Raw genomic sequence first — 13,764 nt, forward strand, 5'->3', positions numbered from 1 at the left:
AAATGATTCTCAATCAGGTCATCTTTTGTCTTAACACGAAGCAAGTGCCGCTATCAGCGTCGTTACAAAAGCTTTATCGCTCAGCTACAAATTAAGAAACGTTAAGCAGTCCAGCAGGTATCGAACCAGATCCCAAAGCTCTTTGAACATTCCGCACCGTAGCGGCTCAGCTTTGCAGTAAAATGGCAGCTTGTGAAAACCCGTTGCTGAGCTATGCCTAAGGTTCTCGTCTCTGACCCAATCGATCAAGCTGGGCTTGATATTCTCTCTCAGGTAGCCCAGGTTGATGTCAAAACCAAGCTACCGTCCGAAGAACTCATCAAAATTATTTCTAATTACGACGCGCTTATGGTGCGCTCCGGTACCCGTGTCACCCAAGACGTGATTGATGCTGGCAAACAGCTCAAAATTATTGGCCGAGCAGGGGTGGGCGTTGACAATATTGACGTACCCGCCGCCACTCGCCGTGGCATTGTGGTGGTTAACTCACCCGAAGGAAACACCATTGCGGCGGCTGAACATGCGCTGGCGATGATGCTGTCGCTGTCACGCTATATTCCGGCTGCTGATCAGTCTGTTAAAGCGGGCAACTGGGATCGCAAACGCTTCTTGGGAGTTGAAGTCTATAAAAAGACGCTCGGTATTGTGGGGCTGGGTAAAATTGGCTCCCATGTGGCTACAGTGGCTCGGGCTTTGGGCATGAAGCTCCTGGCTTACGACCCGTTTATTTCAAGTGAGCGAGCGGAGCAAATTGGCTGTCGGCTGGTGGATCTTGATTTGCTGCTGCGAGAGGCTGATTATATTACCCTGCACTTGCCCAAAACACCCGAAACCACTCACCTGATCAACGCTGAATCGCTGGCGACGATGAAGCCTACTGCCCGAATTGTCAATTGTGCTCGAGGCGGCATTATCGATGAAGAAGCGCTAGCAACAGCGATTCGCTCAGGGCAAATTGCTGGGGCTGCTTTAGATGTGTACGAAAGCGAACCGCTAGGAACGTCGTCTCTGCGCGAACTCGACATGGCCGCTATTTTGACGCCGCACTTGGGCGCTTCTACTGAAGAAGCTCAGGTCAACGTGGCGATTGACGTTGCCGAGCAAATTCGCGACGTGCTGCTAGGACTCCCCGCCCGCTCAGCCGTCAACATTCCGGGGCTACGGCCTGATGTGCTTGAAAAACTGCGTCCTTACCTGCAACTGGCTGAAACGCTAGGTAATCTGGTAGGGCAGCTAGCGGGTGGCCGGGTAGAATCGCTCGATGTGCGCTTGCAGGGTGAACTGGCTCAAACTGACAACAGCCAGCCAGTAGTGGTCGCAGCCCTCAAGGGTTTGCTGTCACATGCGCTGCAAGAGCGAGTTAATTATGTCAACGCCAATATTGAGGCTAAAGAGCGGGGCATTCATGTGATTGAAACACGAGATGCCAACGTTCAAGACTACACCGGATCTTTACAGCTTTCGGCTAAGGGATCGCTAGGGGAGCATTCGGTGACGGGGGTTTTGCTCGGTGGCAGCGAAATTCGCGTGACTGACATTGATGATTTTCCCATCAATGTACCGCCGACGCCCTATATGTTGTTTACGCTGCACCGCGATATGCCAGGGATTATTGGCAAAATTGGCTCTTTGCTCGGTAGCTTTAACGTCAATATTGCCAGCATGCAGGTGGGACGCAAGATTGTGCGGGGGGATGCGGTGATGGTGCTGAGCATTGATGATCCGTTGCCGGAGGGTATTCTTTCTGAAATTACTAAAGTTCCGGGCATTCGCGATGCTTATACGGTGAGTCTTTAGAGCGATCGCCTAAGCTGATAACATCTGCACATGTCCCTCTGAGGCATTTTGGTTTTGGTCAATAGCTGGTGGGAAATTCAGGTTTTGTGTCATCCAGCCTTAGAAGATCTGGTCTACTGGCGGTTTGACACCTATGACGGACGCGGCACATCTAGTGAGCGCCGAGGCGGGCATCGTTTTATTCGAGCCTATTTTCCTCAAGAACAGTTTCAGCTTCTGGATCTGGCAGCGTTGGCTTTGATGATGAAACAAGATGCCCTCTGTTCAGAGTTGCCAATTCCCCACCTGGAATGGCAGCTCATTGATGAAGAGGACTGGTCTAAAAGCTGGAAATCTTACTGGCAGCCTCAGACCATTGGCGATCGCTTTTTGATTAACCCGGCTTGGCTCTCGGATCCGGCTGACGGCGATCGCGTCATCCTCCGGCTGGATCCTGGAGCTGCTTTTGGCACCGGAACCCACCCCACCACCCAGCTTTGTTTAGAGTCGCTAGAAATGCGCTTGGGCGAAGAAGCGGCTGACAAGATTTTGGCAGACGTTGGCTGCGGCTCTGGCATTCTCTCAATTGGGGCTTTGCTGCTGGGGGCTAAGCAGGTCTATGCGGTTGATATTGACCCGCTGGCGATTAAATCAACCGACGAAAACCGAGCCTTAAACCACATCGCCAGCGATCGCCTGATTGCTCAGCGGGGCAGCCTTCAAACCCTCAGCGCTCAATTATCTGCCCCTGTTGATGGCATTTTGTGCAATATTTTGGCTGAAGTCATTGTAGATTTGATCCCTGATATGACCGCGATCGCTAAACCCAGCACCTGGGGGATTCTTAGCGGCATTTTGCTTGAGCAGGCCAAAATTGTCGCTGATACCTTAGAAGACAATGGCTGGGTAGTGGCGACCCTCTGGCGGCGTCAAGAATGGTGCTGTCTGAATATTCGTCGAGCTTGAATATGGACAGGCTGGGATTTATTGTTAAGGTTTTCATAGCTTCGGCAGTCGTCGCCGGACTAATTAAATATGCTGCCCCTGCTTTAGCGATTCCGGCCAACGCCACCAGCAGCTTGATTTTGGTTCTTTCGCCTTCGCTGCTAATGGCGGCTGTGCTGAGCTGGCGGCTATGGCAGCAGCCCTGAGGTAGGCCATGCGCACCGTCGAAGAAATTAATCATCGGATTCGGCAGGGGCAGGTTAAGGTGCTCACGGCTGAAGCGTTTAAGCATCTGGCGCTTGAAGTAGGCGTGACCCAGGCTGCTAAAGCAGTAGATGTGGTCACGACGGGTACGTTTGAGCCGATGGAATCTTCCGGAGCCATTCTCAACTTGGGGCACACCGATCCACCGATTAAAATTCGCCGCTGCCAGCTAGATGGCGTACCCGCCTATGCTGGTTTTGGAGCAGTGGATCTTTATTTAGGCGCTTCCCAAATTGCCGAAAGCAGTCGGGTGGGGGAGGGGCTAGAAACTGAAGATGTGCGAGAACGCGGCGGTGGCCACGTCATTGCCGATTTGATTGCGGGCAAGCCTATTCAGCTAAGAGCGGTTGGGCAGGTGACGGACTGTTACCCGCGTGCCAGTTTGGAAACAACCATTACTCGCGAAACTATCAACCAGTTTTACCTGTTTAATCCTCGCAACCTCTATCAAAACTTTATTGTGGGCGTCAATGGTGGCGATCGCCTGCTGCACACCTATTTAGGGCCATTACAGCCGCGTTTGGGCAATGCTGTGTACTCTAATCCGGGTGCCCTGTCGCCGCTGCTGAACGATCCTCATTTGCAGGTCATTGGCATTGGTAGCCGCATCTTTTTAGGCGGCGGCATTGGTTATGTGGCTTGGGAAGGGACTCAACACTTTCCCTTGCAAAAACGGTTGCCCAATCAAACCCCTATTGGCCCCGCTGCGACAGTGGCTCTGATTGGTGATGCCAAGCAGATGGATCCAGATTGGGTGAGGGGATGTTACTTCAAAAGCTATGGGCCGTCGCTGATGTTGGGGGTTGGCGTACCCATTCCGCTATTGAACGAAGAAATTGCCCGCTACTGCGCGGTGCAAGATGCGGAACTGGTCGCCCCAGTCATGGATTTTTCTATTCCGCGTCGGGTTCGACCGACGTTTGGCCTGGTGAGCTACAGCCAGCTCAAGTCAGGCCAGATTACGATAGACGGCCAGAAGGTGCGTACGGCTCCTCTGGCAAGTCTTTACCGGGCTCGTCAGGTAGCTGAGCAACTAAAAGACTGGATTGCCGCTGGTCAGTTTGAGCTAACGGCTGCGATCGCTCCCTTACCCAGCGATCGCAGCTTTTTGTCGCAAGATCGCTGGGGTTCTCAGGTGAACCTGAGTTAACCGAGAGAAGCTTTCCTAGCTGTCTTCAGATTTTTCTTCAGACTTGGCGCGGCGGGTGGTTGGTTTTTGAGGCTTAGGGACAGAACTGTGGGGCGATCGCGGTCGGTCAAAATTGCCGCCTCGACGATTCCGGCCAATCTCTTTGGTTTCGCCTTTCTTGCGCTTCTTCGGCGGTACCACCCCGACCGATGAGGCCGTATCTACAACCAAGTCACTACCCTGGCGTTTAACCTTTAAATCCCAAAAGTAGCCGACGATTCTGCCTGACAACTCTCCTTGCAAAGTCAGGCGAAAGTCTTTGGTAGAGCGCTCTGGATGCTTTAACCCCTGTACGATATTGATGGTAATTTCCCCATTTCTATCGTCATACTTCAAGACTTCTCCTCGGATCGAAAAGTATTCCTCTTCTTCGGATGACGCCGAACTTTCCCCAGGGGCAGCGGTTTCTCGCGTCGCGTCATCGTTTTCTTTTGCAGCCGCCGCAACTGCTGGAACCGATTCATCAGCGTCAGGTTCAGTTGCTTCGATCTCTGTCACTGCTGCGGCTTCGACGTCTACTGCTGTCTTTGTCTCCGTCTCTGCTGCGGCTTCTGTCTCTGTCTCTGTCTCTGTCTTCAGCGTTTCTGGCTCCCACACGCCCACAATCTGAAGATGCAGCATGACTTCAGAATTAGGGCTTCTAAAGTTGAGTTTGCGAGTACGGGGATAGACCACCCAAAGATGGGGTTTCTCCAGATCTAAATGGTTTTTAACTAAGCTGGTAACCCGTCCGAGCAGCACGGTGTCAATCTCAGTGCCATCAGCCGCCTGCAACTGACCCCGATTAAACTGTTCTTCTGAGGGAACGTAGCACCCTTTGACCAAACCGATGGCCCGGTACTGCATCGGTTCACTGGGGGGTGAAATGGGTTGTTGTCGGGGTAGTTCTGATTTTGAGGATACAGCGGCAGCGGCGGCAGTTGGCTCTGAGGCAGCAGGGGTAGCTGACTGAGGAGAAGAGGGTGGCGTTGCATTTGTCGCCGCTGGCGGTACCGCTTCAGAGGGGGGCGGCGTTGCTGGGGTTTCCTCAGCAGCGTCGGCAGGCTGTGACGACGGACGGCGCTTTGGTGGCCTCAGCAGCGTGGGGCGGGTCAGGGGCGTTTTAGCAGATTCCTCATTAGCGTTAGGATCTGCTGGTTGGGAATACTCAGGGAACTGACTGGCTGCTGAACTCATAAATCCTCAAACCTCCGAAAGTAGATACCTACCTGCTGGTTAACCCACCAATGCACGTATCTTCGATTTAACGTCGCATTTGCATTTTGACTAATTTTGGGCGGGGCCACTTCGCTTAATTCTAAGTTTTAAGAAACTTTTGAAGTTAAAAGACCCAGCTTCAAATCTCCCAATAACAGATGAGAGCGACCTAAAATCACCAGAGTTAAGCAATAGTGTCACCCCACTATCTTTATGATGGCAAAAGCTTAGACAAATCCCCAAAAACGGATCCAACTGCTTTCACCTTTGGGCTAATCTCTAAACTATTCCATTGATTTGCTGGCAGAATCCGAACCTTTTTGGGAATTGCTGCGCATTTTTTGGCGGTTTCTCTAATTTCATCTTTAGTCGCATAAAAGTTTTTTAAACGGGCAACAGCATTCCATCTTACTTTAGAAGCTCGACAAGGGACGGACGAGATGGCGCTAAGATGGGCAAATAGAGTTTGAAGGGGACGGCTGTGGCTATTAAACGAAATCGTTGGCTGATTGTAAGCGTCTTGGTAGTGGCAGTCGCTGCTTTTTTAGCTTTGTCACTGCTGCCAATTTTTAGCGCTACGACAGGGCGGCGTCAAGCCGCAAGCTCAACGGCTCAGTCTGCCGATGCGTTAGCTGCCCAACGAGAAGAGCTAGAAACCCGCGCCAAGGGTTATGAGCTAGTGTTACAGCGAGAACCGGACAATCAAACAGCGCTGCGAGGGCTGGTTGAAGCTCGCATTCAGCTTCAGGATGTTGAAGGTGTGATTGAACCGTTAGAGAAGCTAGCGGAGCTAAATCCCGATATTCCTGACTATCAGGTGTTGCTAGGGCAAACCAAGCAGCGGGTGGGCGACCTAGAAGGGGCGGCTCAGGCTTACCGGGCTGTTTTGAGTTCGGCTCCGGGTAACATGAATGCGCTCCAGGGGTTAGTGGCTTTGCTGATTCAGCAGGAGCGTCCTCAAGCCGCTGTCGGTTTGCTGCAAGATACGCTCAAAACGGCTGAGCAAGCTAACCAGGTGCAGGCAAACTCAATTGATACCACTTCGGTTCAACTCTTGCTGGGTCAGGTTTATGCTGAGGAGGATCGCTTAGATGAGGCGATCGCTATTTATGACGAAGCGATTAAGCAAAATTCTCAGGATTTTCGCCCCCTGTTAGCGAAGGCTCTCGTACTCCAAGAACAAGGCAAAAACGATGAAGCCAAACCCCTCTTTGCCAATGCTTTAGCCCTAGCCCCTGACCAATTTAAAGACCAGATTCAGCAGCTTTCTCAAGGCCAGACGCCGACCCCCGAAGGCGTCAGTCCTCCGGCAGCAGCAGACTCAGAACCAGAGGCGGAAGCGACGCCGACTGAAGAGGCTGAAGTCGGTCAGTAGGTGAATGTTTGGCGGCTAAGGTGGGGGAGCAAAAACGGGAGAGGGCAATGACAGAGACAACTCCAGGCGATCGCTTGCCGACTCTGCCGCCTCCTGCCCAGGTGCAAAAGGCGATCGCCACATTAGAGGCTGACCTGCCCACGCTGTTTGCACAGGACATTTCTTACGACATTTACACGCCTGACATTTTCTTTCAAGATCCGGTCAATCGGTTTAAGGGTAAGTTTAACTACCGGATTATTTTTTGGACCCTGCGGTTTCATGGCCGCCTGTTTTTTACCGATCTGCATTTTGATGTGCATGAGGTGAGACAAGCGGCGGCTGATTGCATTCAGGTCGATTGGACGGTGCGGGGAACGTTGCGGTTGCCTTGGCGATCGCGCCTCTTTTTTAACGGTCAGTCTAACTACAAGCTTCGAGAGAGCGGCTTAATTTACGAACATATCGATACGTGGGATCGCCCGCCCAGCGCTATTCTTAAACAGTTTTTTCAGACCCAGCCACCCGCCTAAACAGCGACTAGAGTTTGCCCTAACTGGCTCAAATTAGCCGACATGGCCGTAACCACCCAGCTTAAGACGCGGAAATAGCTAGCAAACCGCTGACCAAGCGCCTTTCACTCTGCCCTCTGCCCTTTGGTTGCTGCCTTTACTACCATGCTGGCGCTGAGCTTTTCTCGTCCGTGAGGTGCTTGCAGGTCGGTAATATCAGGCCCATCGGGAATAATGCCCCCTGGATTGAGCGGAAACAAATTGCCGTAATAATCGCGTTTGACCGCTTCTAGATGGCAAGTTTCGGCGACGCCCGGTAGCTGATAGAGATCGCGCAGATAGGCACCGAGGTGAGTGTAGTCTTGAATGCGGCGACGGTTGCACTTAAACAAACCGTGATAAACAATGTCGAAGCGAAATAAGGTGGTAAACAACCGCACGTCTGCCAGCGTCAGGGCGTGACCGCAGAGATAGCGCTGATTGGCAAGGGTTGTGTCGATTAAATCTAAGGTGGCAAACAGGTCTGCGACGGCCTGATCGTAGGCTGCTTGTGACTGGGCAAAACCGCAGCGGTAGACGCCATTGTTAACGGCGTGATAAATCTGCTCGTTCCAACGGTCGATTTCTGGTTGCAGCGCTGCTGGATACAGGTCGAGATCAGGCCGTTGGGCGAAAGAATCAAACGCCTGATTCAAAATCACAATCATTTCGGCGCTTTCGTTGTTGACGATTTGGCGAGTTTGGCTGTCCCACAAAATTGGCACGGTTGCTCGACCGCTGTAGCCTGTCTGGGCTATTTGATAGAGCTGTGGCAACGTCTGGCAGGTTGCAAAGGGTTGTTCAAACGTCCAAATGCCTTGATCTGAACTGGGATAAACGACGATTAAAGGAATGGCTTCAGTCAGCCCTTTAAGCGATCGCACTACTAGCGTGCGGTGTGCCCAGGGGCAACCCAGGCCAGCAATCAGATAATAGCGTCCAGAGGCGGCTGGAAATTTAGCCTCAGCTTCAACCCTGACGCGATCGCGAAATTGGCTCTCAGGCCGCACATAGGCACCTGTGCCATCGCTCGGAGCTAGCTTTGACATCATTGTTTGCCACAGAGTAGTCCACACCCATTTGCCAGTGCGAATGAGTAAACCGGGTGGAAGGGCGCTGCGAGAGGGCATTACTTTGCACCAAAAAACTGCCGAAAATCTTCGTCGCGATCGCTGAGCTGTACCCACTCCACCCCAACTTGCTGAAACTTTTCAACTAGGCGGGCACAGGCAGGCCGTTCAGTAGCGTAGTGACCGGCATCAATTAAGATCAAGCCGCGATCGCGAGCTTCTTGAAACTGGTGAAACTTACAATCAGACGTTAGATAAGCCTGGGCGTTGGTGGCGGCCACAGCGGCTAAAAAGCTAGCCCCCGAACCGCCCAAAACAGCGATCCGCTCTAGTGGCTGTGCCAGATCAGCCTGGGGAGAATACATCAGATCGGGCGGCTTTAGAACCGTCTGAATTTTTGCTAAAAGCTGTTGCAGCGACAGCGGTTGGGGCAAGTTGCCCACCCGCCCATAGCCCAAGCCCGTTTGGGTCGGCACTACCGGGCTAGCGGCTTGCAGGTCAAATAACTGAGCCAGCACATCAGCCGTCCCATCCGCCACTTGGTCAAAATTGGTGTGACCGCTGTAGACACCAATGCCATGAGCTAAACTCAGCCGTACCATATCGCCAATGGGGTCGCCTTTGGTAACGGCTTTGAGCGGGCTAAAAATGAGCGGATGGTGAGCAAAAATCAGGTTGATCGAGATGCCTTGAGCTTGCCGCGCGATCGCCTCTTGCATAACAGCCAGCGTTGGCGTTAAGCAAACCAGTACTCGCGCCCGTTCGTCTAAAACACCCGGTTCAATTTGCCAGCCGCAATTGTCCCACGTCTCTTGCCAGCCGGGGGGTGCCCACGCTTCAAACCAGTTGATTAAATCAGCGACCTTCATACCCTCATTCCAACAGCGTTGATCATCAATTGCTGACCATTTTATGAAAAGTAGCCTAGAGCCGCAGGCGATCGCCAAAGTTTTGTCCCTGCGGCTTGGTTAGGCTTGCGTCCCTAGTTTAAGTGCGGCCTTCGATCGCTTCGTTGAGGTTCCAGGCTGCACTAATCAGCGATAGGTGGGTAAAGGCTTGGGGAAAGTTGCCTAGCGCTTCGCCGCTAGAGCCAGTTTCTTCTGCATAAAGCCCTAAGTGGTTGGCATAGCTTAGCATTTCTTCAAACAGTAGTCGGGCATCATTGAGCTTATCGGGGTCGGTGCGGCCAGCGCGCGTCAACGCTTCAACCAACCAAAAGCTACAGAGGTTAAAGGTGCCTTCTTGCCCGGAAAGGCCATCTTCAGCCTTTTGCGGGTCGTAGCGATAAACCAGACTGCTAGAAACTAAGCCACCGCGAGAAGGCGGTTTTTGGATGGCGGCTAACGTTTTTAGCATACGGGGGTCGTTTGGCGACATAAAAAAGACCAGCGGCATAATCAGCAAGCTGGCATCTAAGGCCTCGCTATCGTAATGCTGTACAAAAGCCTGACGGTCTTCATTCCAGCCCTTGTGCATCACTTCTTCGTAGATTTCGTCGCGTACGGTTAGCCAGCGATCGCGATCGGCAGGAAACGAACGTTTTTCGGCTAGCCGCAACCCTCGATCGAGGGCAACCCAACACATGAGCTTAGAGTAAACAAACTGTTGCCGACCATCGCGTGGCTCCCAAATGCCCTCATCGGGACGGTGCCAGTTGTCACAAACCCAATTTAATAGCTGCCGTAACTTCTGCCAGAGATCGTAGGAAATGGGCGTTCCATACTTGTTGAATAGATAAACAGAGTCAAGCAGTTCGCCGTAAATATCGAGCTGAAACTGCCCCATCGCACTGTTGCCAACGTGTACGGGCGCTGAACCGCGATAGCCTTCGAGATGGTTGAGGTCAGTTTCTTCAAGCTCGTGCGTGCCGTCAATGCCGTAGACGGTTTGCAAGGTGCCGTTGGGGTCAATTTCGTGACAGCGGGCGGTAATCCAGTCCATAAACTGAGCTGCTTCTTGGGTAAAGCCAATTCGCAAGAGGCCGTATAGCGTAAAGGCGGCATCACGAATCCAGGTAAAGCGATAATCCCAGTTGCGCTCACCACCAATTTCTTCCGGTAGGCTACAGGTGGGTGCTGCAATAATTGCGCCCGTTGGCTCATACGTCATCAGCTTGAGGGCTAACGCAGAGCGCTCAACATATTCACGCCAGCGACCTTTATAAACGCACTGCTTAATCCAGTGACGCCAATACTCTACTGTTTGCTCAAATAATTCCGTTGCTTTGTTATTCGGTAGCGGTAGGCCACATTCTTTTTCGTCTGGGGCCACCTCTCGCAGCACAAAAACCTGGTTTTTGGCCGCTTCCAGCGTAAACTCAGCCCAAACGCCGCCCCCGTCTTGATGCAGGGGCAAATCCGTCACTAGGGCTAAGGTCAAATCGGCAGAGCGAAAGATGGCTCCGTGTCGGGTCAATTGCACTTCATGGCGATCGCGGGCATAGTTAAACGCTGGATAGCACTCTAAGCGAAACTTGAGACTACAGCGAATACCTCGCACCTGGCGGACAAGACAGTGATAGCCTTCTTCGTCGGCATCTAAGCCCACGGGCATAAAATCTATAACTTCGCCCAAACCACAGTCAGCCAGAAAACGAGTAACCAGCACATTGGTTTCAGGCCAGTAAAACTGCTTGTGATTAACCCCCTCCAAGCAAGGATAAATCCGAAAGTAGCCGCCTTTTTGGTTGTCTAAAACAGCCGCAAATACGCTGGGGGAATCATGCCTGGGATAGCAAAACCAGTCAATAGAGCCATTAAGTCCTACCAGAGCAGTGGTGTGCATATTACCAATCAGGCCGTAGTTCTCAATGGGTTGATAGGGTTTCAAAAGTGTTCTCCTGATTGTTCAAAATCACGGCTCAGCAAACGTGACTGACTCAAGCTGGAGCCGATCGCCCCAGAACAGCCGAACAATTGAAAGCAGAAATCCCACAAACCGAGGAAGCTCAGTTTCAGCCTGTTCTAACTGAGTTTTTGGGTGCGATCGGTCAAGACGCCAGACAAACGACTGACGCTGTGGCTGAGTCAAGCCACTTAGTCAACCAGCATCAACGATTCAGGTGGCCTCGACATCCCACCAAAGACCGGAATTGGGGTTGGCAAAGCCCTGCTACACTTCTGATTCGGCCTCTGCCGAGTCGGGCACTGCTTTGGGTTGCGCCTCGGTTTGGGCTTGTCCGTTGTTTTTGGCTGTGTCTGACGATGGTTTTGGCTGATTCATTTCAACGGTGAACGCCTCGGCAGGGTGCAGCCAAATCTCTCGCTGCGGGAAGGGGATTGACGTGTCAGTCTCCTGCATGGCTAACTGAAAGCGGCGACGATATTCGCGAGAAACATCCCACTGCTTCATGGGCTGCGTTTTAATCCAGACGCGAATAATTAAAGCGCTGTCGCCAAAGTCATCTACGCCCAAAATTTTAGGGTCTTCTAAAATCAGGGTTTGCCAGTCTGAATCTGCCTGCATATCTGCCCCGACCTGACGGGCTAAATCAAGCATTTGGTCAATATTGGCGTTGTAGTGAACGGGCAGCTTCAAGTCAGCGCGCGACCAGCGTTGAGAATAGTTGGCGACGCGGTTGATGTCGCTGGTGGGAATGGTAATGAGGCGTCCGCCAGTATCCCGTAGTTGGGTAATGCGCAGGTTCATATTTTCGACTAAACCAGCATCTTGGTCGATAGCGACGACATCCCCGATCGCATACTGATCTTCAAGAATAATAAAAAAGCCTCTAACAGCGCCTTTAATCAAATTTTGAGCCGCCAGCGACAGAGCTAAGCCAATTAAGCCAAAGCTAGCCAGCAAAACGCCAAGATTAATCCCTGTGGCGGCTAAAGCCACAAACAAACCGATTCCCAGCCAAACAAAGTTGGCTAAGTTTTTGATGGCGCTAGCAATGGTTGAAATGCGTAACTGTAAGCGGCGAGAGCCCCTGTTGAAGCCTTCTCGCTCGGTCAGGTTGTTGACAAAGCGGTCGATCAGCAAATAGCTGAGGCGAATGCCTACGTAGGCCACCCCAATCACAATGCCGATAATTAGAGGCAGTTTGAAGATGGCTAAAAAATTATTTTGCAGCGATCGCGTCTGCGGCCAGAACCCCGCTACCCACAACACCGTCCCTACCAGAATCAGCCCTTGCCCTAACGGCAGCAGACGCAGCTGTAGATCTTGTAACTGCTGTCGCTGCTGGGGTTCTAGCTGATCAGAGCGGCGACCGATCATCAGCAAACTGGCATTGAATAGCTGTTCATGCCCCTGCTGTAAAGCCCCAACAACGGCGATCGCAACCAAAATTAGGAGAGCAGCTTTGATCAGCTGGCGGCGCACATATTCTGGCTGGCGCTGTTCATAGGCTCTGGCTAGCACTTGCGGGATCTGCTGCCTCAGCGATCGCTCAATGGCGCTAATGGTCATGCCCTGCTGGGTGGCATCTTCTGGCGTAAGCGTGAACAAGTACAAACCATTGACAAACAGACTCAGCGGCTCGAAGCGATCAACCTGAGAACTGGTGAGCGTCGCCAGCGGTGATGCCATTTGCAGGTAGTCGTCGCGGATGGCAGCCAAATTAGCTTCAATCCGCTGCTGGCGTTGAGACAGAGCCGACTGCGGTGCAGCAATCTGGAAGACCTGATAACCATCTAGCCAAACCCAACCCAAACTATAGCCACTAACAGCCGTACGGCTAGTCGTGCCCGATGAGGTTTGTAGCAAAAGTGGTGAGGGGGAGAGTGCCGCCGGAGCCGATTGAGGCATCCCTAAAGCTATCAGTAAGGCGCTGATAAACAGCAGGCGAGTCACTTTTCGCTGCAGAAAATGAGATCGCAAAAGATGCAGCATGTTTCAACGCAATGACGACAGCAGTTCCTAATCTGCCGCATCTCGTTTGAACGCTCATCCACCTGTGGGGGTAGCCGGGTCGGGTAGCGGCTGCCTTCAGTTTTGCCGCTGAGGTCGCGGGGGAAGCGGCGACGTTTCGTTGGGTAAAGGCTGAGGATCAGCGGGCGGATTTTGGCGGCCAGGTGTTGGGGTGGGGGGATTGGGGGCGGCTTCTACTTGTTGTATAGCAGTGGTAGATTCAGCAGATTCAAGGGTAGTGGGAAAAACTTTGTCCCAGTTGGTTAGCAACGTCGTGCCAACGGCGCTAACCAGGCCAATAATAGCCACAACAATGGTGACGGTTGAACTTTGGCTGTTGCTATGCTCGCTGTCGCTCATTTTTAGATAGGCTTTTCAGATTGACGCTGATAGCTACAGGCTCTCTGCGCAGAATTACGGTGGCGATGCTTGAAGCGCTAAACTTTTGCGCTAAACTTTGCGGAAAATACTTTAGCGTAAAGAATTCATATAGCTGCAGCCGCTAGAACCATAGCTAATATCAATTCTCGATTTTGGATTTTCGATTTTGAATTGAACAGTCTT

12 protein-coding genes are annotated in these 13,764 nt (G+C 52.2%); 6 read left to right on the top strand and 6 right to left on the bottom strand.

Features of this window, described 5'->3' with window-relative positions:
• The first annotated feature begins 213 nt into the window (after positions 1 to 213).
• The 4 genes from serA to ACTS3T_RS04455 are packed head-to-tail and all read left to right on the top strand — an operon-like array spanning position 214 to position 4,135.
• On the top strand, positions 214 to 1,797 hold the full coding sequence (gene serA, locus ACTS3T_RS04440) for a phosphoglycerate dehydrogenase (RefSeq protein ID WP_377963370.1): 1,584 nt from the start codon (positions 214 to 216) through the stop codon (positions 1,795 to 1,797).
• Positions 1,798 to 1,851: 54 nt separating this feature from the next.
• Positions 1,852 to 2,742, top strand: a complete 891-nt coding sequence (prmA, locus tag ACTS3T_RS04445) for a 50S ribosomal protein L11 methyltransferase (protein ID WP_377963394.1) — start codon at positions 1,852 to 1,854, stop codon at positions 2,740 to 2,742.
• Between the two features lie 2 nt (positions 2,743 to 2,744).
• Entirely contained in the window at positions 2,745 to 2,927 is a 183-nt protein-coding gene (locus ACTS3T_RS04450; protein ID WP_377963372.1) for a hypothetical protein, read from the top strand.
• A gap of 8 nt (positions 2,928 to 2,935) precedes the next feature.
• The gene (locus ACTS3T_RS04455; protein ID WP_377963374.1) at positions 2,936 to 4,135 is read left to right on the top strand and encodes a homocysteine biosynthesis protein; all 1,200 of its coding nucleotides are present in this window, start codon (positions 2,936 to 2,938) and stop codon (positions 4,133 to 4,135) included.
• Between the two features lie 15 nt (positions 4,136 to 4,150).
• On the opposite strand, the gene ACTS3T_RS04460 is transcribed toward ACTS3T_RS04455, so the two are convergent.
• Complete coding sequence (locus tag ACTS3T_RS04460; protein ID WP_377963376.1) at positions 4,151 to 5,350, bottom strand: hypothetical protein; 1,200 nt, start codon at positions 5,348 to 5,350, stop codon at positions 4,151 to 4,153.
• Positions 5,351 to 5,852: 502 nt separating this feature from the next.
• Between ACTS3T_RS04460 and ACTS3T_RS04465 the strand changes: the two genes are divergently transcribed.
• Positions 5,853 to 6,746, top strand: a complete 894-nt coding sequence (locus ACTS3T_RS04465; protein WP_377963378.1) for a tetratricopeptide repeat protein — start codon at positions 5,853 to 5,855, stop codon at positions 6,744 to 6,746.
• A gap of 47 nt (positions 6,747 to 6,793) precedes the next feature.
• Entirely contained in the window at positions 6,794 to 7,258 is a 465-nt protein-coding gene (locus ACTS3T_RS04470; protein WP_377963380.1) for a DUF2358 domain-containing protein, read from the top strand.
• A gap of 104 nt (positions 7,259 to 7,362) precedes the next feature.
• On the opposite strand, the gene ACTS3T_RS04475 is transcribed toward ACTS3T_RS04470, so the two are convergent.
• The 5 genes from ACTS3T_RS04475 to ACTS3T_RS04495 all read right to left on the bottom strand — a co-directional run bounded on the left by ACTS3T_RS04475 (position 7,363) and on the right by ACTS3T_RS04495 (position 13,560).
• Positions 7,363 to 8,406 (bottom strand): glutathione S-transferase family protein, encoded by a 1,044-nt coding sequence (locus tag ACTS3T_RS04475; RefSeq protein WP_377963382.1) that lies wholly within the window; start codon positions 8,404 to 8,406, stop codon positions 7,363 to 7,365.
• Positions 8,406 to 9,215: a Nif3-like dinuclear metal center hexameric protein gene (locus ACTS3T_RS04480; protein WP_377963384.1), complete on the bottom strand. Its 810-nt coding sequence runs from the start codon at positions 9,213 to 9,215 to the stop codon at positions 8,406 to 8,408. Before ACTS3T_RS04480 ends, ACTS3T_RS04475 begins: the two co-directional genes overlap by 1 nt.
• 118 nt (positions 9,216 to 9,333) lie before the next feature.
• The gene (locus tag ACTS3T_RS04485) at positions 9,334 to 11,175 is read right to left on the bottom strand and encodes a glycoside hydrolase family 15 protein (RefSeq protein WP_377963386.1); all 1,842 of its coding nucleotides are present in this window, start codon (positions 11,173 to 11,175) and stop codon (positions 9,334 to 9,336) included.
• A 282-nt stretch (positions 11,176 to 11,457) separates the two neighbouring features.
• Complete coding sequence (locus tag ACTS3T_RS04490) at positions 11,458 to 13,182, bottom strand: mechanosensitive ion channel family protein (RefSeq protein ID WP_377963388.1); 1,725 nt, start codon at positions 13,180 to 13,182, stop codon at positions 11,458 to 11,460.
• 96 nt (positions 13,183 to 13,278) lie between these two features.
• Entirely contained in the window at positions 13,279 to 13,560 is a 282-nt protein-coding gene (locus tag ACTS3T_RS04495; RefSeq protein ID WP_377963390.1) for a hypothetical protein, read from the bottom strand.
• Positions 13,561 to 13,764 lie beyond the last annotated feature (204 nt).

It is taken from the genome of Almyronema sp. (genome assembly GCF_052168255.1).
In the GTDB taxonomy this organism is placed as follows: domain Bacteria; phylum Cyanobacteriota; class Cyanobacteriia; order Phormidesmidales; family Phormidesmidaceae; genus Sphaerothrix; species Sphaerothrix epifaneia.

Coding starts and splice junctions, on each gene's coding strand:
- ACTS3T_RS04495 (WP_377963390.1), bottom strand. CDS start 13,560: ATGAGCGACAGCGAGCATAGCAACAGCCAAAGTTCAACCGTCACCATT.
- ACTS3T_RS04450 (WP_377963372.1), top strand. CDS start 2,745: ATGGACAGGCTGGGATTTATTGTTAAGGTTTTCATAGCTTCGGCAGTC.
- ACTS3T_RS04460 (WP_377963376.1), bottom strand. CDS start 5,350: ATGAGTTCAGCAGCCAGTCAGTTCCCTGAGTATTCCCAACCAGCAGAT.
- ACTS3T_RS04490 (WP_377963388.1), bottom strand. CDS start 13,182: ATGCTGCATCTTTTGCGATCTCATTTTCTGCAGCGAAAAGTGACTCGC.
- ACTS3T_RS04475 (WP_377963382.1), bottom strand. CDS start 8,406: ATGCCCTCTCGCAGCGCCCTTCCACCCGGTTTACTCATTCGCACTGGC.
- ACTS3T_RS04480 (WP_377963384.1), bottom strand. CDS start 9,215: ATGAAGGTCGCTGATTTAATCAACTGGTTTGAAGCGTGGGCACCCCCC.
- serA (WP_377963370.1), top strand. CDS start 214: ATGCCTAAGGTTCTCGTCTCTGACCCAATCGATCAAGCTGGGCTTGAT.
- ACTS3T_RS04455 (WP_377963374.1), top strand. CDS start 2,936: ATGCGCACCGTCGAAGAAATTAATCATCGGATTCGGCAGGGGCAGGTT.
- ACTS3T_RS04470 (WP_377963380.1), top strand. CDS start 6,794: ATGACAGAGACAACTCCAGGCGATCGCTTGCCGACTCTGCCGCCTCCT.